This is a genomic window from Acinetobacter sp. AHP123, from assembly GCF_023757925.1.
Classification (GTDB): domain Bacteria; phylum Pseudomonadota; class Gammaproteobacteria; order Pseudomonadales; family Moraxellaceae; genus Acinetobacter; species Acinetobacter oleivorans.
This window is the reverse complement of record NZ_CP092454.1, coordinates 3243507-3266484: the sequence shown is the minus strand read 5'-3', so window position 1 is coordinate 3266484 and position 22978 is coordinate 3243507. Positions and strand designations below refer to the sequence as shown.

General features: G+C 39.2%; 19 protein-coding genes. 14 read left to right on the top strand and 5 right to left on the bottom strand.

The features are described 5' to 3' along the window. The first annotated feature begins 9 nt into the window (after nt 1-9). From MJX77_RS15490 to MJX77_RS15470, 5 genes are all read left to right on the top strand, one after another. The gene (locus tag MJX77_RS15490) at nt 10-1197 is read left to right on the top strand and encodes a vWA domain-containing protein (protein ID WP_005304964.1); all 1188 of its coding nucleotides are present in this window, start codon (nt 10-12) and stop codon (nt 1195-1197) included. A 37-nt stretch (nt 1198-1234) separates the two neighbouring features. Beyond that, nucleotides 1235-2440 carry a tryptophan synthase subunit beta gene (gene trpB, locus MJX77_RS15485; protein WP_144730438.1) on the top strand — a complete coding sequence of 402 codons (1206 nt, stop codon included), beginning with the start codon at nt 1235-1237 and terminating at the stop codon, nt 2438-2440. 227 nt (nt 2441-2667) lie between these two features. Next, nucleotides 2668-3672: a 50S ribosomal protein L3 N(5)-glutamine methyltransferase gene (prmB, locus tag MJX77_RS15480; RefSeq protein ID WP_004792537.1), complete on the top strand. Its 1005-nt coding sequence runs from the start codon at nt 2668-2670 to the stop codon at nt 3670-3672. Nucleotides 3673-3684: 12 nt separating this feature from the next. After that, nucleotides 3685-4776 carry a chorismate synthase gene (gene aroC / locus MJX77_RS15475; RefSeq protein WP_004792535.1) on the top strand — a complete coding sequence of 364 codons (1092 nt, stop codon included), beginning with the start codon at nt 3685-3687 and terminating at the stop codon, nt 4774-4776. 332 nt (nt 4777-5108) lie between these two features. Next, complete coding sequence (locus tag MJX77_RS15470; protein WP_004792533.1) at nt 5109-5834, top strand: hypothetical protein; 726 nt, start codon at nt 5109-5111, stop codon at nt 5832-5834. Nucleotides 5835-6075: 241 nt separating this feature from the next. Here the strand turns inward: MJX77_RS15470 and MJX77_RS15465 are convergent, their stop codons facing one another. Continuing rightward, complete coding sequence (locus MJX77_RS15465) at nt 6076-7305, bottom strand: GGDEF domain-containing protein (protein ID WP_005304984.1); 1230 nt, start codon at nt 7303-7305, stop codon at nt 6076-6078. A 320-nt stretch (nt 7306-7625) separates the two neighbouring features. Here MJX77_RS15465 and MJX77_RS15460 point away from each other — a divergent pair, with 320 nt between their 5' ends. After that, entirely contained in the window at nt 7626-8378 is a 753-nt protein-coding gene (locus tag MJX77_RS15460) for an iron-containing redox enzyme family protein (protein WP_252059585.1), read from the top strand. Between the two features lie 50 nt (nt 8379-8428). Here the strand turns inward: MJX77_RS15460 and MJX77_RS15455 are convergent, their stop codons facing one another. Both MJX77_RS15455 and lipA read right to left on the bottom strand, forming a co-directional pair. Continuing rightward, nucleotides 8429-9568: a hypothetical protein gene (locus tag MJX77_RS15455; protein WP_013198000.1), complete on the bottom strand. Its 1140-nt coding sequence runs from the start codon at nt 9566-9568 to the stop codon at nt 8429-8431. Nucleotides 9569-9724: 156 nt separating this feature from the next. Then, on the bottom strand, nt 9725-10711 hold the full coding sequence (gene lipA / locus MJX77_RS15450; RefSeq protein WP_252059584.1) for a lipoyl synthase: 987 nt from the start codon (nt 10709-10711) through the stop codon (nt 9725-9727). A 352-nt stretch (nt 10712-11063) separates the two neighbouring features. On the opposite strand from lipA, the gene MJX77_RS15445 reads away from it, so the two are divergent. The 6 genes from MJX77_RS15445 to MJX77_RS15420 are packed head-to-tail and all read left to right on the top strand — an operon-like array spanning nt 11064 to nt 17910. Then, nucleotides 11064-12026, top strand: coding sequence for a thiamine pyrophosphate-dependent dehydrogenase E1 component subunit alpha (locus MJX77_RS15445; RefSeq protein WP_252059583.1), 963 nt, complete (start codon nt 11064-11066; stop codon nt 12024-12026). A 13-nt stretch (nt 12027-12039) separates the two neighbouring features. Then, entirely contained in the window at nt 12040-13059 is a 1020-nt protein-coding gene (locus MJX77_RS15440) for an alpha-ketoacid dehydrogenase subunit beta (RefSeq protein WP_005304999.1), read from the top strand. Nucleotide 13060: 1 nt separating this feature from the next. Continuing rightward, on the top strand, nt 13061-14596 hold the full coding sequence (locus MJX77_RS15435; protein ID WP_252059582.1) for a dihydrolipoamide acetyltransferase family protein: 1536 nt from the start codon (nt 13061-13063) through the stop codon (nt 14594-14596). Between the two features lie 10 nt (nt 14597-14606). Beyond that, the gene (gene lpdA, locus MJX77_RS15430; protein ID WP_252059581.1) at nt 14607-16010 is read left to right on the top strand and encodes a dihydrolipoyl dehydrogenase; all 1404 of its coding nucleotides are present in this window, start codon (nt 14607-14609) and stop codon (nt 16008-16010) included. 26 nt (nt 16011-16036) lie between these two features. Beyond that, nucleotides 16037-16822, top strand: coding sequence for an acetoin reductase (locus MJX77_RS15425; RefSeq protein ID WP_252059580.1), 786 nt, complete (start codon nt 16037-16039; stop codon nt 16820-16822). 29 nt (nt 16823-16851) lie between these two features. Then, the gene (locus MJX77_RS15420) at nt 16852-17910 is read left to right on the top strand and encodes a 2,3-butanediol dehydrogenase (protein ID WP_252059579.1); all 1059 of its coding nucleotides are present in this window, start codon (nt 16852-16854) and stop codon (nt 17908-17910) included. 49 nt (nt 17911-17959) lie between these two features. Here the strand turns inward: MJX77_RS15420 and MJX77_RS15415 are convergent, their stop codons facing one another. Both MJX77_RS15415 and MJX77_RS15410 read right to left on the bottom strand, forming a co-directional pair. After that, nucleotides 17960-18871 (bottom strand): bestrophin family protein, encoded by a 912-nt coding sequence (locus MJX77_RS15415; RefSeq protein ID WP_252059578.1) that lies wholly within the window; start codon nt 18869-18871, stop codon nt 17960-17962. A gap of 69 nt (nt 18872-18940) precedes the next feature. Then, a complete protein-coding gene (locus tag MJX77_RS15410; protein ID WP_252059577.1) occupies nt 18941-20212 on the bottom strand; it encodes a sigma-54 interaction domain-containing protein in 1272 nt (423 codons plus the stop codon). Nucleotides 20213-20403: 191 nt separating this feature from the next. Here MJX77_RS15410 and MJX77_RS15405 point away from each other — a divergent pair, with 191 nt between their 5' ends. Continuing rightward, on the top strand, nt 20404-21099 hold the full coding sequence (locus MJX77_RS15405; RefSeq protein WP_252059576.1) for an MBL fold metallo-hydrolase: 696 nt from the start codon (nt 20404-20406) through the stop codon (nt 21097-21099). A 9-nt stretch (nt 21100-21108) separates the two neighbouring features. Beyond that, nucleotides 21109-22764 carry a bifunctional protein tyrosine phosphatase family protein/NAD(P)/FAD-dependent oxidoreductase gene (locus MJX77_RS15395; RefSeq protein WP_353619235.1) on the top strand — a complete coding sequence of 552 codons (1656 nt, stop codon included), beginning with the start codon at nt 21109-21111 and terminating at the stop codon, nt 22762-22764. Nucleotides 22765-22978: the final 214 nt, after the last annotated feature.

The window sequence follows — 22978 nt, the reverse complement described above, 5'->3', positions numbered from 1 at the left end:
GAATAACCCATGTTTGTGCGGTTATTTTACACCTTACGTAAATACGGTGTTCCAGTTACAACTCGTGAGCTTATTGATTTAAACCGTGCAGTAAGTGAAGGTTTAGTTTTTGCCGATCAAGAAGAGTTCTATCAACTTGCTAAAACAATTTTAGTTAAAGATGAGCGCTTTTTTGATAAGTTTGATCGTGCCATGAAAGATTATTTTGACGGCATTGAAACCTTTGATCTGGACGAGTTACTCAAGCAAGTTCATAAGTTACCAAAAGACTGGTTTGATTTAGAACTTATAGAAAAGCATTTAACTCCTGAACAACGAGCAGAACTCCAAAAAGCAGGTTCCTTAGAAGAACTGATGAAAATGCTGGAAGAGCGGTTACGCGAACAGCATAAAAAACATCAGGGTGGTAACCGCATGGTGGGTACTGGTGGTACTTCACCTTTTGGGGCCTTTGGAGATCATCCAGAAGGTGTCAGAATTGGTGGACCAGGGCGTAAACGTTCGGCAGTTAAAGTCTGGGAACAGCGTAAATATCAAAATCTGGATGATGACCAAGTTCTTGGTACTCGCCAAATGCAAATTGCTTTACGTCGGTTACGTAAATTTGCGCGCCAAGGTGCAGCTGAAGAATTAGACGTTGACGGTACAATCCGTGAAACAGCTAAGCAAGGTATTTTAGATGTTCAAATGGTACCTGAGCGTCGAAACCGAATAAAAGTGCTGATGTTGTTCGATGTGGGCGGTTCGATGGATGCTCATATTGCACAATGCGAAAAACTGTTTAGTGCCGCTAAAAGTGAGTTTAAGACACTCGAATATTTCTATTTCCATAATTGTCTCTATGACTATGTCTGGAAAGATAACTACCGAAGAACTGCAACCCGCATGAACACATGGGATTTGTTTCACACCTATGGACGCGACTATCGTGTAATTGTAGTGGGTGATGCCAGTATGGCACCGTATGAGTTGAAATCGGTGGGCGGCTCGGTTGAATATATGAATGATGAAACAGGTGAGGTTTGGTTACGTCGCCTACGTCAACATTTTGATAAAACAGCGTGGTTAAACCCTGAAACAGAAGGGTATTGGCATTACACTCAAACCATTGGGTGGATTAAAGAGATTTTTGAAAATCATATGTATCCAATGACACTAAAAGGTATTGAGGATTTAACGCGTTACCTTTCTCGATAAGCTTAATAACTTTAATAATTTAAAAAAGAGGGATGATATGCAACATCAAATTAACGGTATTGCTTTGCCGAATGAACAAGGATTTTTTGGTGAATATGGCGGACAATTCATTCCTCCACATTTAAAAGAAGCAATGGATGAAATTAATGTTGCCTATGAAGAAATTCGCCATACATCTGAATTTCAAAATGAACTATCAGACCTCTTTACAAATTATGTAGGCCGTCCAAGTCCGTTATTTCATGCGAAGCGTTTGTCTGAACAGTTAGGTGGCGCACAAATTTACTTAAAACGTGAAGATTTGAACCACACTGGTGCCCACAAAATTAATCACTGCTTAGGTGAAGCTTTACTTGCTAAATATATGGGCAAAAAGAAAGTTATTGCTGAAACAGGTGCTGGTCAACATGGCGTTGCTTTGGCAACCGCTTGCGCATTAGTAGGCATTCCCTGTGAAATTCATATGGGTCAAGTCGATATCGAAAAAGAACATCCAAATGTGGTCAAAATGAAAATTTTGGGTGCTCATTTGGTGGCAGTTACACGTGGTACAGCAACATTAAAAGATGCTGTAGATAGTGCGTTTGAAGAATATTTAAAAGATCCTAAAAACTTTATATATGCGATTGGTTCTGTTGTAGGTCCACATCCATTTCCTAAAATGGTTCGTGATTTTCAATCGATTATTGGCAATGAAATTAAAGATCAAACGCATCAACGATTTGGAAAAAGTCCAGATTATGTTGTGGCATGTGTAGGTGGTGGTTCAAATGCAATAGGTGCATTTACTGCATTTTTAAATGACTCAGATGTAAAACTTGTTGGGGTTGAGCCAGCTGGACATGGTTTAGAAACTAATATGCATTCGGCAACGCTAACTTTAGGTAAGCCAAGTCAAATTCATGGTATGGCGTGTTATGTGCTTGAAAATGAGGCGGGTGAACCTTTACCCGTGCATTCTATTGCTTCAGGACTAGACTATCCGGGTGTTGGGCCACAACACAGCTTTTTAAAAGATTTAGGGCGTGTTGAATATAGCACTGCAACTGACCAAGAATGTTTAGATGCTTTTATGACACTTTCTCGTGTTGAAGGCATTGTTCCTGCACTTGAAAGCTCACACGCTGTCGCATGGGCAATTCGTGAAGCACCAAAACTGCCGAAAGAAACCATGATTGTGGTGAATCTATCAGGGCGCGGGGATAAAGACTCTGATTATGTTGCCGAAAAGCTTAAGCTTTAAAAATAAATTAAACTTTAAAAACAGCCCTCCATTTAAGGGCTGTTTTTTGTTTTGAACATCTAAATCAAATTTCATTATTTTATAATTAAAACAAAGTATTCTGATTTTAACGTGTGATTGTTAGAGATAGGCATGTAAAACTCCTGTTCACAAGGCAAAGCGTTGCTTTGCTGTACCTCACTCAGTAGAATAGTCACTTTGCAAAATTTGCCTTTGGAGACGCCTAAGTGGAGCGACCGACGATTAGCCCTGAAAATTTACAGGAAGCGGCTGAAAATTTATCAACAATTCGAGATTTTATTCGTTTTGGGGTATCAGCATTACGTCAACATGATGCACATTTAGGACAAGGTACTGAAGATTATTTTGCAGAAAGCTCTGCATTAGTTTTACAAACCTTATCTCTTGAATGGTCAGCAGACGCAGAAATTCTAGATGCGAAGTTATTACCAAGCGAAAAAGCAGAATTTTTAAGCTTATTGGAACGTCGTATCAATGACCGTATTCCAACATCTTATTTATTAAATCTTGCTTATTTCTTTAATAAGCCATTTTATGTAGATGAGCGTGTACTCATTCCACGTTCACCAATTGCAGAATTAATTGAGCAACGTTTTGCACCATATTGTTTAGATGAAAATGGTCAAATGCGCGAAGCTCTTAATAATTTGCCAGAAAATGCAAAACCTAAAACTCCACAACGTATCTTAGATATGTGTACAGGTTCTGGTTGTATTGCGGTTGCTTTGGCTTATGCATATCCAGACGCTGAAATAGATGCAACTGACATTTCTAAAGAAGCTTTAGAAGTTGCTTCAATTAATACTGAACACCACAATAAGCAATATCAAGTTGCATTACTTGAATCTGACTTGTTTGCCAAGATTCCGGCTGAAAATCAGTATGATTTGATTGTAAGTAATCCTCCATACGTTGATGCTGAAGATATGGCTGACTTACCAGAAGAGTTTTTACATGAACCTGAACTTGCATTGGCAGCAGGCCAAGATGGTTTAGATTTAGTTCGTAAAATGCTTGCACAAGCGGCAGATTACTTAACTGAAGATGGTCTTATTGTCATTGAAGTAGGTAATTCTGAATGGTCTATGCGTCAGAACTTTAATACGATTGATTTCAACTGGCTCACTTTCCAAAAAGGTGGTTCAGGTATTTTTGCTTTGACTGCTGAACAATGTCGCCGTTATAGAAAACTATTTGAAGAGCAAATATAAGGAGTTGGGCATATGGCAGGGAATAGTATTGGACAACTCTTTCGTGTAACCACTTGTGGTGAGTCTCATGGCGTTGGCTTAATGGCAATTGTTGATGGTGTGCCACCAGGCCTTGAGCTAACTGAAGAAGACTTGCAAAAAGATCTTGACCGTCGTAAACCGGGAACTTCTAAATTTGCGACTCAACGTAAAGAGCCAGATCAGGTTAAAATCATTTCAGGTGTTTTTGAAGGTAAAACGACAGGAACGCCAATTGGTTTATTGATTGAGAATACTGATCAGAAATCAAAAGATTATGGCAATATTGCCCAAACTTTTAGACCTGGCCATGCCGACTATACATATACGCAAAAATACGGTTTCCGTGACTATCGTGGCGGTGGCCGTTCAAGTGCTCGTGAAACTGCTATGCGTGTTGCAGCGGGTGCAATTGCTAAAAAATATTTGGCAGAAAAATTTGGCATCTTGATCCGTGGTCATGTTACTCAAATTGGCAATGAAGTTGCCGAAAAACTGGATTGGAATGAAGTTCCGAATAATCCATTTTTCTGTGGTGATGTCGACGCTGTTTCACGTTTTGAAGCTTTGGTGACTTCTTTGCGTGAACAGGGAACAAGCTGTGGCGCGAAGCTGGAAATTTTAGCTGAAAAAGTTCCTGTAGGCTGGGGTGAACCTGTTTTTGACCGTTTAGATGCTGATATTGCTCATGCGATGATGAGTATTAATGCGGTTAAAGGGGTAGAAATTGGTGATGGTTTTGCAGTTGCTGGACAGTTTGGTCATGAAACACGTGACGAATTGACCAGTAATGGCTTTTTAGCGAATCATGCTGGTGGGATTTTGGGTGGTATTTCAAGTGGTCAATCCATTCGAGTTGCTATTGCACTAAAACCAACAGCAAGCATTACAACACCAGGTAAAACGATTAATTTAAATCGTGAAGATACCGATGTGTTGACTAAAGGCCGTCATGATCCATGTGTAGGCGTACGTGCAACACCGATTGCAGAAGCAATGCTAGCGATTGTTTTAATGGATCACTTCCTACGCCATCGTGCTCAAAATGCAGATGTTATTCCGCCATTTGCGCCAATTGAACCTTAATCATATTTTTTGATTATAGTACTTAAAACCCCGTATTTAATTTAAATATGGGGTTTTAAGTTTTTATTACACTGAAGTTTGATTAAATTTTAAATTATTATCTTGTCTTATAATGTTTATATAAATATAATATTCTGCGATTTATTTTTGAATATATTCATCTGTAAAATCAGCAATTAAATATTGTTAATTTTTACTACACCAGATTTTTATATTTATCAAATAAAGTTAATTTAATCAAATTGCTTTTATATAAGCTTATTACATATTTAAATTTTTAATACTTTAAACAAAGAATTTTCAAAGTCATCATTGAAATTGGGGAAATATCAATGAATCAATGCACATATAGAATTGGCTGTATGTCAAAGGATAGGCTATTGCCTAAAAATTTAGAGGCAATGATAAAAGTTATTCATGACTTATCTTTGTCATCTCATCTTTTAGGGAATTGGATATACAGCGAAGATAATCCAGACATACATATTATTGATTTAGATAGCGGTTACACCAATATACTTATTCCAAAAAAAATTAAGATCGTATTAAGTAATAATCCTGAACTTTTAAAAGGCTACCAATATGGTTTGAAGAGACCTATAAGGTATCAGGAGCTTCTCAATATTTTACAAGATATTGAGAAGAATGAATATTTTAAAATTAGTCATCAAGAACGTATAACAAATAATGAGAATATCGTTTCTAAAGATCATTTGGAGACAAAGATTCTTTATAAACTTGTTTGTTATCCAAACTTTAAAAACATTCATGCAGAGCAGATTGTTAATGTTACTAGAGTTTGTGCTTTATTATCTATTGAGTCAAAAACAGCTCAAGAAATTAAGAGGTTTTTGAATTTATCCCTTGATGAAATACAAAAAATTATAGAAATAATAAAAAAAGAAGCTTATCCAAATTATGAAACAATACATGAAAATATTGTTTCGATTTTACCATTTTCGGCTGAAACCATTTCTACTGTGCCGCAGAGAATAGAACAAAATTCATTTTTTTATTTTTTAATTAAATTTTGGAAGAAACTGAAGAGAGGGTTCTAATGAAGTAGAATTTTTCTACATTATATGGATTGGAGCCTATAATTTTTATTATCTAATACAAAAGTTAATTAATTGAAAGTCGCTAAATTTATTAAGTTTATATAAGCCATTTTTTAACAGATGGTTTAAATTTAAATAAAAGAGATTTTCGTATGTACTGATTCTAAATTATTTTTAGCTTTGCCACGGATGGAAAAGCTAATTATTTATATTGAGTCATTTCAAATGGAAGTTAGACTTTTTAAGTTAAATCTACAATTTGTTCTTCGTTTACAGCAATCTTATATTGATTACGCCCATTCGTTTTTGCCTTATACAAAGCATGGTCAGCGCGTGCTACGAAAGCAGAAATTGAATCGTTTAGGCGTGGAATCGTGGTTGCCACTCCAACACTAATAGTGACTTGTGGTGAAACATCACTACATGGGTGTTTAATTGCAATTTTATCAATAGCATTCATTAAACGTTCAACCTGAATCAAGGCTTGCTGAGAATTTGTCATTGGAAATAACAGTAAAAATTCTTCGCCACCATAACGAGCCACCAAATCACCACTACGCGCAGCAATAGAGGAAATAGCAATTGCGATTTCTTTTAAGCATTCATCACCCTTTAGATGTCCTAAAGTGTCGTTGTAAGCTTTAAAATAGTCGATATCGACCATCATGATGGTAAGGGGTGTTTCATGCCGTAAAGCACGTCGCCATTCGTTATCCAGTGTTTCATCTAGATAGCGTCGATTGGCTAAACCGGTGAGTGCATCTTGCTGGGAAAGCAAAGATAATTGCTGTGCTTGCTGCATCAGTTCAATGCGATTCAGCTCGATCATGCAGTTTTGTAAGTAGTTTTCTCGATGTTGGCGGTCAGTTGCATAGGCAAGGGTCATTCCCAAGAAACTACTGAAGGTGTAAGTCCGGTTCAAGAAAGTCCAGTCGATCACCCCATTTAAGTAGTTACTTACCAAAATTCCAACAAGTCCTCCAACCCACCCAGCAAATATGGCGGTATAAAAACGCATACCTACTGCACCATAGATAATTACAATTGCATACATCATCGCTGCATGAAAAAGAACGTTCTCTTGGCCATTTTCTATAACGTTAATTAAAATAAAAGTAATTGCGACTGCTAAAGCTGAGCCAATTCCTACATAATAATCAAAATACTGATTTAATTTTTTAATAAACGATAAAATCCAGGCAAGGAAAATAATTACACCCACCCAAGAATAATAACTAAACCAGGGTAAAACTTGTTCAGTTGGCAATACTTGATATATACCAAAGCTTAAAAATATATATAATATTAAAATAATAGGCGCTCTATAGCGGAACTCATAGGCAGCACCGTTTTGGTATTGAAAACGATAAATCGTTTCAAGCTGCTTTGGAAACCATACGAAATTTAATCCTCGTGTGGTTAATAAATCTATTTGTTCCTGTCCCAATATATTGGAACCCTGCAACTTCATAATTAATGCTCTCTATATTGGAAGTTGTCATAAAATGAGACTTATTTTTAGTAAAGTTCCATCTAAAAATATTGATTATATAATGTGTGATTTATTCAAAATAATAATACAGATTTTTTAAAAAAGTAATGATTTTTATCTGAGTTAAATGTGATAAAAATCACGACATTTCAATGATTAGCGTAACAATTATCTAAAGCGTCGCAATCCATCGAAAAAAGTTACAAATGGTCGATTAACGATTGTATCTTTATCATTTTCGGATAGACTTGTAGCGTGAAATACAGATGATTGCTGTCATATAAATAGGAAAATTAGCAATGACTGCTCTAAATCAATATGGAATGCATTTAGAAATTACACCGCATAATGGATGGTCACAGCAGTTCTGGGATGACCTGCTACCAGCGAAAGAACGGGTAAGTAAACATCCGTTTTTTTCAGAAATGGCCAATGGGGGATTGAGCCTAAATAGTTTCCGTTATGCTTTACTTAATTTCTATCCATTAGTCGCGCATTTCCCGTCATATATGGCTGGGGCGTTAGGCAAAGCAACTGGTTTTTCTGAACCTGGCGTTACAGAAGCACGAGATTGGTTAATCCAAAATATTAAGGTAGAAGAGCGGCACTTAAAATGGTATCGCGATTGGGCTGGAGGTTTTGGTTTAACTGTAGAAAAGCTTGATAGTGTGCGGCCACCAGCTGCGATGAATGCAGTAAACCATTTCTTATGGAATATGAGTCATCGCGGTAATTTGGCAGAGTGCCTTGCTGCAACAAATCTGGCAATTGAATGGGCAACTGGAGACTGGTCTATTCAGGTCTATAAAGGTATTCATGCATACACTGATCATCCTGACGTAACGATTGATAAACGTTCTTTGGCTTGGTTGCGTGCGCATGCGCATTATGATGATCTTCATCCTTATGAAGCCATGGAGCTGATTAAGCGTTTATGTAATGATCGTCCTGACTGGCAGAAAAAAGCATTTCATGCTGCTGAAGAAGGGCTGCGTTATTATGAATTAGCCTTAGATGATTGTTATAGGGTGCAGCTTCAAGCTTCTGCTTGATCTTGCCTCAATAAAAGGGAGAATATTTATACGATATTCTCCCTTTTATTTTATTCGAGTAATTTTAAAAGTTTAGTTCGATAAGGTGTTTCTTCAGGTAATAATTCAAGTAAACGTTCAACAGCATCTACACGATCTGGCACACGACTGACCACTCGTAATAGTTGATCAACATCTTCAATTTGATAAATCACATGACTCAAGCGAGCATCAAAGCAATCTCTCCACGCACACAAAAATGGGCTTTCTGATTTAGCTAAAAAACTTCCTCTATAGAGTGTAAGAGTAGTCGATGTGAAGCCTAGGTTTAATGCTTGCTCTGCCATTAAGAAATCACATTGGATTTCACAGTTAAGTTTATAAGGGCGAGACTCGATAACATCGGGGATTAGGTTTCTAAGTTGAGAAAGTTCTGCTTTTAAGGTGGTGGTACTTACTGGTCGATCGCCATATAAAGCATAGTGAAGTTCTTCAAGATTAATTCCCTCAGGACAAAGCGTCAGAATGCACAGAATCTCAATTTGACGTTGAGTCAATGTAAGACTGTGCTGGTTATATTGAACTTTAGGAGTACCAAAAGCCTTAATATATAAAATATTTTTTTGATGAAGCTGAATTGCTTGCTTCACAATATCAGCGCATCTTTCAACAGCTAAAAGCCCAAGAGAATTATGTTTTTGATATTTGGTCGACAAATTCATAATGCCATAAAATTGGCCTGTATTTGTATCGGTAATTGGTGCCGCATAGCAGACCCAATCTCTTACACTATTCATTTGGTTTTCGTGTGAGTAAACGCAGTTAGCTGAATGAGTATTTAATGCTAAACCAATTGCATTTTGACCTACTGCCTGAGTTGACCACTGGCCGCCTTCAACAAAATGAACTTGCTCGGCCGATGAGCGCATCGGTGTACTGCTCCATGTCCAAAGTAGAGTGCCATGTGGGTCGGTCACACCAATTGCCATATCGGCATCTTCGGCAATATGCATTAAATTCCGATGACACTCGTGAATCGAACGACCAAACAATGAATGTTCCCATTCTTCGGTTAGGTCAAATAACGGAGCCGCTTCGAGGTCAACTGGTGGTTTTTTTCCTAATTGTTGAGAATGAGATGACTTTTCTGGCCGGAATAATGACGGCGTGGTATCTAAAAAGGGTGATGATAATTGTTTTGACATATCCATATCGAAATTCCTTTATCATTGAAATGGCGTATCCGTAGCCGCTCAACCGTTATAACTTTCTTATTGTGACTATTTCCTAGTTATCTCCTTACCTTAAATAATTTTATAAGCCTTGACCATTATCCTATTGGATAAGTTTTGTTAATTACCTGATCTTTAAGATAAGACATCTTGTCGGCTGAAAGGCTTTGGTACTTCTTCTCCAAAATATTGTCGATCAGCAAAGTAGCTAGAACGGACCATAGGGGCACTCCAAATATTTTTAAAACCTAATCGTTTACCGTGTCGCGTGTATCTTTCAAATTCTTGTAAATTTACAAACCGATGAATAGGTGCATGTGACTTTGATGGCTGTAAGTACTGTCCAATGGTAATAAGGTCTACCTGATAATCTTTTAAGTCGTTCAGTAGAGCAAGTACTTCTGCTTCAATTTCTCCTAATCCAACCATTAAGCCAGACTTGGTTTTGATATCGGGACAATATGCTTTAAAGCGTTTTAGTAACTCTAGTGAGTGTTGATAGTCTGAGCCAGGGCGCATCGCTTTATATAAACGCGGAACTGTCTCAATATTATGATTAAACACATCTGGAGGAGATAAGCTCAAAGTCGAAAGAGCTGTCTCTAAACGACCACGAAAATCTGGTACTAAAATCTCAATCAAAGTTTCTGGGCAGCGTTTTCGGATTTCTTCGATGCACTTTACAAAATGTGCAGCGCCACCATCGTGTAGATCATCACGGTCTACAGAGGTAATCACGACATATTTTAAGTTTAGGTTTGCGACCGTTTCTGCTAAATGCTTAGGTTCATCTTCATCTAAAGGTTTTGGGCGACCATGGGCGACATCACAAAATGGGCAACGTCTAGTACAGATATCGCCCATAATCATAAATGTTGCCGTACCTCCACCAAAACATTCCGGTAAATTTGGACACGCCGCTTCTTCGCAAACACTGTGTAACTTCTGTTGGCGTAGCAAATTTTTTATGCGTTTAATTTCTTCAAAATCGGTTATTTTGGCTCTAACCCAGTCAGGTTTAGTCGGTAACTCTTCTGTAGGTAAAATTTTAATCGGAATGCGAGCAACTTTATCCGCTCCTCTTAATTTAATACCAGCTTCTACTTGTCTTTTAAAATCCATATTCATAATTCCATTTTATTTAAAACCCGCTTAAACTTCTATATTTTTAATTTAATTAGATTATATTAAAAAGCGCAATTAATTAAAAACACAGGGTGTGGCGAGTATTATAAAATAAGAAAGGTTGGTTAAAGGTTTGTTTTATAACTTAATGAAAATTATGAAAAATTTTTAAAATTATTTTTGATAATTAAGTTTTTGAAATTTAAAAAATAATTACATATATTTTAATTAAAAACTTTTTAGTCTAATAGATTGATTATTAATTTTGAGTTTAAGTATTTATAGCGAATTAGATTTTCGCTTGAAACTTGGTTGAATTTTTAAAATCAAGATAATAAAGGAAAAGGATATGCAATTAACGGAAGAGCAATTACTCGCAGCATATAAACGCATGCGTGATATTCGTGAATTTGAGGATCGACTTCACGAAGAAAATACTAATGGTGATATTCCTGGCTTTATTCACTTATATAGTGGTGAAGAAGCTGTAGCAGTCGGGATTTGCGAAAACTTAACTGACAAAGATTATATCACTTCAACACACCGTGGACATGGTCACTGTATTGCAAAAGGCTGTGACATTCACGCCATGATGCTGGAAATTTTTGGTAAAGATGACGGGCTATGCCGTGGAAAAGGCGGTTCTATGCATATTGCCGATTTAGATAAAGGTATGCTCGGTGCCAACGGGATTGTGGGTGGGGGACCTCCTTTAGCAATTGGTGCGGCGTTGACAGCGAAAACCTTAAAGACTGGTGGCGTCGGACTATCTTTTACAGGTGACGGCGGTTCAAACCAAGGTCTTACTTTTGAAGCAATGAACATGGCGGTTGTTCTTAAACTTCCAGTCATTTTCGTTTTCGAAAATAACGGTTTTGGTGAAGGGACTGGTCATGATTACGCAGTAGGAAGCAAAGACATTGCTGGTCGTGCAGCAGGTTTTGGTTTACCAGCGGTTAAAGTTGACGGTACAGACTTCTTTGCTGTTTATGAAGCAGCCCAAACTGCCATTGAACGTGCACGTCGTGGTGAAGGTCCGAGTGTTATTGAAACCATTACAAACCGTTTTTATGGCCACTTCGAAGGTGACCCTGGCTTGATTCGTTCTAAAGAAGAAGTCGAGTTCATCAAAGAAAATAAAGATCCTTTGAAAATTTTCCGAGAGAAAGTTAAAGGCAAAATTGATGAAGCTAAGCTAGACGAGATCGATGTCGCATCTAAGGCAAATGTTGATGATGCTGTTGCTAAAGCTCGTGCTGCGGCATACCCACAACCAGAACAACTCCTTACCGACGTCTATGTCTCTTACTAAAGGAATAGTTAAGATGCCAAATAAAAGTTTTCGTAATGCAATTAAAGAAGCCATTGAATCAGAAATGCGCCGCGACCCAACGGTTTTTGTAGTTGGTGAAGATGTTCGCGGTGGACATGGTGGTAAAAATACTGAAGATAACGAGCTTGAAGGTTTCGGTGGTGTACTTGGCGTAACCAAAGGCTTATGGACTGAATTTGGTTCAGAGCGTGTTATTGATACGCCAATTACCGAATCAGCAATTATTGGTATGGCCGCTGGTGCTGCTGCAACAGGTTTACGTCCTGTTGCTGATTTAATGTTTATGGATTTCTATGGCGTGTGTCATGACATGCTCTATAACCAAGCCGCTAAGTTCCGTTATATGTTTGGCGGAAAAGCAAAAGCGCCAATGGTTGTACGTGGCATGATTGGCGCAGGTTTTTCTGCAGCAGCTCAGCATTCGCAGTCACCATATAACGTATTCGCTGCGGTTCCTGGCTTAAAAGTTGTGGTTCCATCTAGCCCATACGACGTGAAAGGGCTATTAATTCAGGCTATTCGAGATGACGATCCTGTGGTGTTCTGTGAGCATAAAATGCTTTATGACATTAAAGGTGAAGTTCCAGATGATGCCTACACCATTCCTTTTGGTGTAGCAAATTACACCCGTGAAGGGACAGACGTGACCATTATTGCTTTAGGTTTGATGGTACATCGCGCTAATGAAGTGGCAGACAAACTTGCAAAAGATGGTATTTCAGTTGAAGTGGTCGACCCTCGAACAATTTCACCTCTTGATGAAGAAGGAATTTTAGAGTCTGTTGCATCGACTGGGCGCGTGGTCATTGTGGATGAATCAGCAGCACGCTGTGGTTTTGGTCATGATGTTGCTGCACTGGTCGCGCAAAAAGGTTTCCACTATTTGAAAGCACCTGTTGAACTCGTAACGCCACCACATACGCCTGTTCCATTCTCTCCAGTTTTAGAAAAAGAATGGATTCCAAGTGTAGAGCGTATTGAGCAAGCTGTGCGAAAAACTTTGGAGGCTTAGGATGAGCGAAATTAAAACGTTGGAGATCCCGAAATGGGGATTATCCATGGAAGAAGGTACTATTGCCCAATGGTTGATTAAAGAAGGCGATAGCTTTAATAAAGGCGATGAAATTTGTGAAATTGAAACCACAAAAATCGTCAATGTATTAGAAGCGCCTTTTGCAGGAATACTCCGTAAAATTTTGGCGAAAGACGGGGATACTTTACCCGTCGGTGGGCTTATTGCGGTATGTGCTGATAGTGAAATTTCTGATGCAGAAATTGAAATGTTTATTGCCTCACTAGGTGGGTCAGCAGCTAAAGCCCCTGAAGCACCTTCGGAGCAAAGTAAAGCAGAAACATCTGCACCTGTTGCTGAAAAAGCAGAACAGCCACAGACTTCAACAGCTAGCGCTCCAGTTCCGGTAAAGGTAGCTAAAGGTGATTACGCTGTACCGGAGTCACTACAAGGCTATCAAACATCTGATGAGTTGTTTACCACACCGCATGCATTAAAGCTTGCAGAAAAGCACAATGTGAACTTAGCAAAAATCACGGGTTCTGGTCGCGAAGGACGTATTAGTGTTCAAGACATTCAGAAGGCTGTACAGGTTGCTGGTGGTCAATGGCCTGATATTAAGCAGCAAACTCAGGCTAAAGTGGTTAAATCTACGGCTGATGATAGCCGAGTTTCAGCGACACCTGTAGCACGCCGTTTAGCAAAGCAATGGGGTATTAACCTAAACGACTGCCGTGTTTCAGGTACTCGTGGCCGTGTCTGTAAAGAAGATGTTGAAGCGGTTTATTGCCGTAGTAATCCAACGTCGGTAAATGAACAATCTGCTCAATGTGCTGCTCAACCACAATCGACCGTTACTACTGTCGCGATGAATGGTATGCGTAAAGCGATTGCTTCACGGTTACAGGCTGCAAAACGTAATGCACCGCATTTTCGCTTAGTGGTCGATCTAAAAGTAGAAGCTTTGCAAAATTTGCGTAAGCAAATTAATGAGACTGTTCCACAAGTGAAACTTTCGATTAATGACATGCTAATTAAAGCAGCTGCTGCGGCACTGATTAAAGTACCTGAGGTAAACGTTCAATTTGATGAGGTGACTCAATCAATTTTACAGTTCTCTCAAGCCGATATTTCGGTGGCCGTAGCGATTCCAAACGGTTTAATTACACCTATTGTGAAAGCTGCGAATCAAAAATCGTTGGCACAAATTTCTGATGACATGCGTGATTTGGCAACGCGTGCCAAGACTGGCAAGTTACAACCTGATGAGTTTCAGGGCGGCAGCTTTAGCATTTCAAATTTAGGAATGTTAGGCATTAAACAGTTCGATGCCATTATTAATCCACCGCAAGGTGCAATTATGGCATTAGGTGCTTCTGAATCTCGCGCTGTTGTCGAAAATGGTAATGTCGTGGTTCGTGAGATTGTCACAGCGACGTTGTCATGCGATCACCGAGTCATTGATGGTGCAGTTGGGGCGAAATTCTTGGCCAGCTTTAAGCAGTTTGTTGAAAACCCTGCTTTAATTTTGGTGTAGGAGAACCCGCATGTCAGAAGCTCAATTTGATTTAATTGTGATTGGCGCGGGACCGGGTGGATATGTGGCTGCAATTCGTGCAGCCCAGCTCGGGTTAAAAACCGCAATTGTAGAAGAGCAACACTTAGGTGGAATTTGTCTAAATTGGGGCTGTATTCCAACCAAAGCTTTGCTTGCAGGCGCAGAGCTTGCAACCCAGTTTAAACATGCTGGACAGTTTGGTTTTCAGGTATCGCAACTCGATTTTGATATTCAAAAGCTTGTGCAGCATAGCCGACAAGTTTCAGCACAGCTGGTACAAGGCATCGATTACTTACTAAAAAAGAATCAGGTGACTGTATTTAATGGTCGTGCTCAACTTACAGCGAAAGAAAAAATTGAAGTGACTGATGCTCAAGGTAACAGTCAGGCTTTGAGTGCACCACATATTATTTTGGCAACAGGAGCTAGAGCTCGACATGTTCCTCAACTTCCTGTCGATGGAAAATATGTGTGGAGCTATAAAGAAGCGCTTGTGCCAGAGGATTTACCAAAAAGTTTACTGGTTGTTGGCTCAGGTGCAATTGGCAGTGAGTTTGCTAGCCTTTATCAAGATTTGGGTTGTCAGGTCACGCTTATTGATTTAGCCAAGCAAATTTTACCAACCGAAGATGCAGAAGTTGCTCAATTTGTCAGAAAACAATTTGAACAAAAAGGAATGAAAGTCTTAACCGATGCTGTCGTTCAAAGTATTCAAATTGAAAATGATCAAGTTCACTGTGTGATTGAAACGGCAAATGATGTTCAAACGCTTGTTTTTGACCGTGTGCTTTCGGCAATTGGTGTACAGCCTAATACCACAGGGCTAGGCCTAGAACGTTTAGGTGTGGAACTCAATCCACAAGGTTTTGTGGCAATTGATGATTATTGTAAAACCAATGTAGCAGGGCTTTATGCCATTGGGGATGTTGCTGGAGCACCGTGTCTTGCCCATAAAGCAAGCCATGAAGCCATGATATGTGTCGAAAAAATTGCTGGTGTAGCTAATGTACATTCACTTGACCGTAGCCAGATACCCGGTTGTATTTTTACGCATCCACAAGTGGCGAGTATTGGTTTAACGGAAAATGCAGCAAAAGCTCAGAATCTACCTATACGAATCGGTAAGTTTTCTTTAACAGCAAATGGCAAAGCTTTGGCAATTGGTGATGCATCAGGTTTCGTTAAAACGGTAATACATGCAGAGACGGGGGAATTACTTGGTGCACATATGGTCGGCCATGAAGTGACCGAGCATATTCAGGGCTTTGCAATTGCTAAATATCTAGAAGCAACTGATGAAAGTTTAGCTCAAGTGATTTTCCCACATCCAACATTATCAGAAGCCATGCATGAATGCATTTTGGCCTCAATGCAACGAGCGATTCATATGTAGAAATTCTACATTTACAGGAGTTGAACATGGTTAAGGGATTAAAAAATAAAGTCGTTTTAGTGACTGGGGCAGCTCAAGGCATTGGCCGTGGGATTGCCCTGCGCTTAGCGCAAGAAGGGGCACATATTGCATTAGTGGATATGAAACAAGATCGACTGAACGATGTGCAGCATGAAATTCAGGCTTTAGGTGTAAATGCGAGCACATTTATTGCTGACGTAAGTGAGCGCGAGCAAGTGTATGCTGCTATAAATCATGCTGAGCAGACCCTTGGTGGGTTTGATGTCATGATTAATAATGCTGGAATAGCACAAGTTCAAGCGATTGCGGATATCACACCTAATGAATTTCAAAAAATAGTCGATATCAATATTGGTGGAGTGCTGTGGGGCATTCAGGCTGCTGCTGCAAAATTTAAGCAACGCCAACATAAAGGTAAAATCATTAATGCCTGCTCAATTGCGGGCCATGATGGGTTTGCTTTACTCGGTATTTACTCAGCAACCAAATTTGCAGTACGAGCACTTACCCAAGCTGCGGCAAAAGAATATGCCAGTCATGGTATTACGGTAAATGGATATTGTCCCGGAATTGTCGGAACAGACATGTGGGTTGAGATCGATAAACGTTTTGCTGAAATTACCGGTGCAGCAATCGGTGAAACTTATAAAAAGTATGTGGAAGGCATTGCTTTAGGTAGAGCCCAAACACCAGATGATGTAGCCGCATTAGTTGCTTTTCTGGCAAGTGAAGATTCAGACTATATTACGGGTCAATCCATTTTAACGGACGGCGGAATAATCTATCGCTAAAACAACATCCTGATTTGAGGGAGATAATAATGAAAGCAGCGCGTTTTTATGACAGAGGCGATATTCGTATTGAAGATATCCCTGAACCAGAAGTCACTCCCGGTACTGTAGGCATTAAGGTAGCTTGGTGTGGAATTTGTGGTACAGATTTGCATGAGTTTATGGAAGGACCGATTTTTATTCCACCGTGTGGACATCCGCATCCTATTTCAGGCGAATCTGCACCGATTACCATGGGACATGAATTTTCAGGTGTGGTCTATGCCGTAGGTGAAGGTGTGGATGACATTGAAATTGGTCAGCATGTGGTGGTAGAGCCTTATATTGTGGCGGATGATGTACCCACTGGACCAGGCGATAATTATCATCTTTCCAAAAATATGAACTTTATTGGTTTAGGTGGTTGTGGTGGTGGTTTGTCGGAAAAAATTGCGGTTAAACGCCGTTGGGTGCATCCAATTTCCAATAAAATTCCACTGGATCAGGCGGCCTTAATTGAACCGTTATCTGTGGGTCATCATGCTTTCGTACGCAGTGGTGCAAAGGCTGGTGATATTGCACTGGTAGGTGGTGCGGGCCCAATTGGTTTATTGCTTTCGGCAATTTTAAAAGCAAAAGGGCTTAAGGTCATCATTACCGAACTAAGTGCCAAAAGGAAAGAAAAAGCTAAAGAGTCGGGAGTCGCAGATTATATTTTAGACCCGTCAGAAGTTGATGTTGTTTCTGAGGTCATGAAAATTACTAATGGCGATGGTGTCGATGTCGCGTTTGAATGTAGTAGCGTTAACAAGGTATTAGATACTTTGGTTGCGGCAGTGAAACCAACAGGTGTGATTGTTATAGTTTCGATTTGGAGCCATCCAGCATCAATTAATGTGCATAGTGTAGTAATGAAAGAGCTTGATGTACGAGGCACAATTGCCTACGTAAATGACCATCAAGAAACCATTAAACTGGTCGAAGAAGGTAAAATAAATCTTGAACCTTTTATTACGCAGCGTATTCAACTTGATGATTTGATTTCACAAGGTTTTGAAACCTTAATTCATAACAATGAGTCAGCCGTTAAGATTATTGTACAACCCTAAATAAGTACTTAAACCTATAAAAAAAGAGCGAATCATCGCTCTTTTTTTATTAAAGTAAGTTGTTGTTTTGAGCTTTAATAATAGGGGGTAATGGTTGTCCTAATGAACTTAAAGACTCTCGTTCAATTAAACGCACAATAGAATCGAGCGGTAAATCATTTTCTTGCAAACCAAAAGGTTCTTCAATTTGAGCACTTAAGGCATCTAAACCTAAAAACATATAAGCGATTAAGCCGACAATAAGCGGTGTCCAAATACCTAAGGCAGCTTCAAGGCTAAACGGTAAGATGAAACAGAAACAGTAAACGGCACGATGTAAAAGTACTGAATATGAGTAGGGTAAAGGTGTTCCAGCAATCCGGTCACAACCCGCTTGAATATTACCTAGCTCAATAATATGTCGATTTAGCGTGCTATAGATAATGTCACTAATTTCGCCGTCTTTGAGTATTTTAACTAAATCTTTTTGAATATTTTCGAGTACAAATTGCGGTGCATTAATATGCTCATTTAAATAATTAAGTGAAGAGTTATTTAAATAGGCATGTTCAAGAAATTTTGTGGGTTCGACTGTTTGTTGACGCAGTCGATCACGCAATAAATTACTAAAAATTAAGACCTGATGAATTAAATGTTCGCGTTGTTCATTAGATAAAACATGGCTATCTCTAACAATATGTCTGGCATTGGCAATTAGCGCACCCCAAAGTTTGCGGCCTTCCCACCAACGGTCATAACATGCGTTATTTCGAAAACCCGTACAAATTGACAGAATCACACCGAAGATAGTAAATCCGATTGCAGGTACGGTAGGAATTTGAATCCAATGATAATAAGAGAGCCAAACTACACATGCTGAAATAAGTACAACAAAACTCAGTGCAGGCAAAACCTTCGGCAAAATTGTTCCTTTCCAAGCAAATAATAATTTAAATACATTGCTTTTATCGCGAACAATCATATAAAGCCTTTGAACTAACGAACCTAACCAAGTGCAATATGATACGCCTTAGACGAGTTAAATATCTCCCTAAAGCTTATGTTTTTGTCTATATCGCCAAAGAGTAGTGCGGCTAATACCAAAAATATTCGCGACCATATTCAGGTTATGGTTATATTTTTCTAAAGCAGCTTGCACATTTTTTGGACTAAGTTCTGTATTTGTCTCGGGTAATTTAACGTAATCTTCAGCATTTAAGAGCTCATTCGGTAAGTCTTCGACTTCAATTTCATCCTTACCATTTGCCATGGTTAAAGCATAAAGCAGGGTGTTTTTTAGCTCACGAACATTTCCCGGCCAGTCATAGTTCAATAAAATCTGCATGGCTTTTTGATTAACATGACGAGGCATTGTGTCTAGTTGAGTGGAGCTTTCTTTTAAAATCTGATCGACAATGAGAGGAATATCGACTTTTCGCTCTCTGAGTGGCGGTATAAAAATTGGAATTACACGTAAACGGTAGAGCAAATCATGACGGAAACGCCCAGCTTTGGCTTCTTCGCGTAAAGCTTTATGTGTTGCGGTAATAATTCGGACATTGGCTTGAATCGGTTTTTCACCACCTACAGGAGTAAATTCACCTGTTTCTAACACCCGTAATAATTTAGCTTGAAGCTCTAAAGGAATCTCGGCAATTTCATCCAAAAACAGTGTTCCACCGGCGGCACGCTCAAACACGCCTTTATGGTCGCGAATTGCTCCCGTAAAAGCACCTTTCACATGCCCAAAGAGTTCACTTTCTAAAATATTAGAATTTAAAGCAGCACAGTTAATCGCTACAAAAATCTTATTTTTACGTTGGCTATAATCATGAATTGCTTTTGCCACTAGCTCTTTACCACTACCAGATTCGCCGCGAACGAGCACAGGAAACTCAGTAATTGCCACTCTTTGAATGATTGAAAACATACGGGTCATTTCAGGCGAACAGCTATTAAAAACTTTAGCCAAGTCTTGCAATTGTTCTGTGAGCTCTACTTCATCAGCAATATCATTCTCTATGCTAACGGGCTGTAGGATATGCAACTTCCCGATAATTCGATGCTCTGCAATGTAAATATCATTTTCCTGATAGATAAAGCGCTTTCTCATTTTAGGAGTATTAACTTCGAGATATTGATTGTGATGGTCTTGAGTAAGCGCTGCCATGCTCTCAACAGAAAGATCATCTGTATTAAATTTATAGTGAATTGCTTGAGTCGTTGTGTCTGCTAAAAACAGACTCGCACTTGGGAATAAAGCTTTTAATTGCTCAAATAAAATAAAAAAATCTTGTTCTGACTCAAAATTTAACTTTGCCATTGTCTGTGTTTCATAATCGTTTCATTGAAACATACTTGAGTTTCAAAGGAACATCAAGCTGAGTTTATTTTCTAACTTTAATTTTACCTATTATTTTAATTGTTTGATTTTTATATTTATTATTTAATTTTAAATAATTGGCATCTTATTTGCAAAATATAGGAAAGAAATAAATTATTGGGGTATAAATCATGTTCTTTAAGCAGTTTTTTGAGCAGGAAAGTTCGACTTATACATATATGCTTGGGTGTAAAGAAACTCGAGAGGCTGTTTTAATTGACCCAGTTGCATCAGATATAGAGATTTATACAAAAGAGTTAGAGCGGCATCAATTTACGCTCATCTATACCTTAGATACCCATGTTCATGCAGACCATATTACTGCTGCAAATTTGCTTCGTGAACGTTTCAATTGCAAATCGGTTTTACACCGTAATTCAGATGTAAGTTGCGGAGATATTTTAATTACAGATGGTTGCATGCTTAAAGTCGGCAATCTCAGTATTGAAGCACGTTATACACCAGGTCATACCAATGCTTGTACGAGTTACCTAGTTGGAAACATGGTTTTTACGGGTGATGCATTATTAATTGATGGATGCGGTCGAACTGACTTCCAGCAAGGTAATGCAGGGACACTTTTTGACAGTATTCATAAACAACTTTTCAGCTTACCTGACGAAACTATTGTGTATCCGGGACACGACTATAAGGGTCGTTTGTCTTCAACGATTGGTTATGAACGTTTAAAAAATTCACGTCTAGGTCAGAATCGCTCACGAGAAGATTTTATTGAATTAATGAATAACTTAAATCTGCCATATCCAAAACAAATCGATAAAGCGCTTCCTGCCAATCAGGCTTGCGGCTCAATTTCACAATCATAAGGTGGCAATATGGAACTTAAACGAGTTAATCAAGAATTTTATGTTGCTGGCCAAATTACAGCCGACGATATTGCGGAAATTTCACATCAGGGAGTAAAAACTCTGATATGTAACAGACCAGATGGAGAAGGTGCAGATCAACCCAATGTGATTGAAATTGAAGAAGCAGCTCAACAATATGGTCTAAATGTAATTTATCAGCCTGTTACCAGTGGCAAAATTACCGACCAACAAGTTACCGAGTTTAAGCAGCTTTATCAGAATGCCCAAAAACCTGTTTTAGCGTATTGTCGCTCTGGTATGCGTGCAATCAGTTTGTGGGCTTTAGCAGAAGTTGCCCCGAAAGATGCGGCTTTATTAGTAGAATTGGGTAACAAACTTGGTTTTAACTTGAAAGGGTTAGTGCCACGTATTTTAAAAAGCGATCATGAATCAGCGACAATTCCTTGTTATAGCGTTGTGATTGTGGGCGCTGGAGCAGCAGGAATTTCTGTAGCATCTAGTCTTTTATGTCGTGAACCTAATTTAGATATTGTCATTATTGATCCGGCAGATACACATTATTATCAACCGGGCTGGACCATGGTTGGTGGTGGTATTTTTAAACCACAAGTAACTGCACGCTCAATGGCAAGTGTGATTCCTTCAAAAGTAAAATGGATGAAAGCAGCAGTTGCCGGATTCGACCCTGAGCATAATCAGATTATTTTGGAAGGATGCCAACCCATTCAATATAAAGCGTTGGTCGTCTGTCCTGGTTTAAAACTCAATTGGCATGGCATTGAAGGTTTAGTCGAAACCTTAGGAAAAAATGGGGTGACGTCTAACTATCGCTATGACTTAGCGCCCTATACATGGGAATTGGTACAACAGCTAAACGGTGGAAAGGCAATTTTTACCCAGCCGCCTATGCCGATTAAATGTGCGGGTGCTCCTCAAAAAGCAATGTACCTTTCAGCTGACTACTGGTTAAAGCAAGGCAAACTCAAAGATATCTCTATTCATTTTTATAACACTGGCGGTGTTTTATTTGGTGTGAAGGAATATGTACCTGCACTAATGCAATACGTTGAAAAATATGGCTCTGAACTGCACTTTAACCATCAACTTGTCAAAGTAGATGGGCCTGCAAAAAAAGCATGGTTTAAGGTTGTGAACGATGAAAATGCAGCATTGGTCGAGACTGATTTTGATATGTTGCATGTTGTTCCACCGCAACAAGCCCCAGACTTTATTCGTGCCAGCACACTCACTGATGAAGCAGGCTGGGTGAGTGTGAATCCACAAACCTTACAACACACACAGCATGCCAATATTTTTGCTTTAGGCGATGTGATGAATGCACCTAATGCCAAAACTGCTGCTGCGGCACGTGCACAAGCTCCTATCGTTGCTGTAAATGTTCTAGCACAACTAAACGGTGAACAAAACTTCTTTGAATACAACGGCTATGGCTCATGTCCACTCACCGTAGAGCGTGGAAAAATCGTTCTGGCTGAGTTTGGCTACGGCGGAAAATTACTCCCAAGTTTTCCGAAATGGGTAATTGATGGGCAAAAGCCATCTCGTTTGGCATGGTTACTTAAAGAGCAGATTTTACCGCCGATTTACTGGCAAGGCATGCTTAAGGGCCGCGAGTGGATGGTCAAACCTGAGCGAGGATAAGAGTAAAGCAACGCTTTACCCTGAGAAGCGGCTAAAGCTTCGCAAGAAGGCGAGAGCTGTGCTCGAGTGGAAGAGGATAAACAAAGCAACGCTTTGTCCTGAGAAGCGGTTGAAGCTTCGCAAGAAGGCGAAAGCTGTGCTTGAGCGGAAGAGGATAAGTAAAGATTAATAATCTTTGCCCTGAGAAGCGGTTAAAGCTTCGCAAGAAGACGAA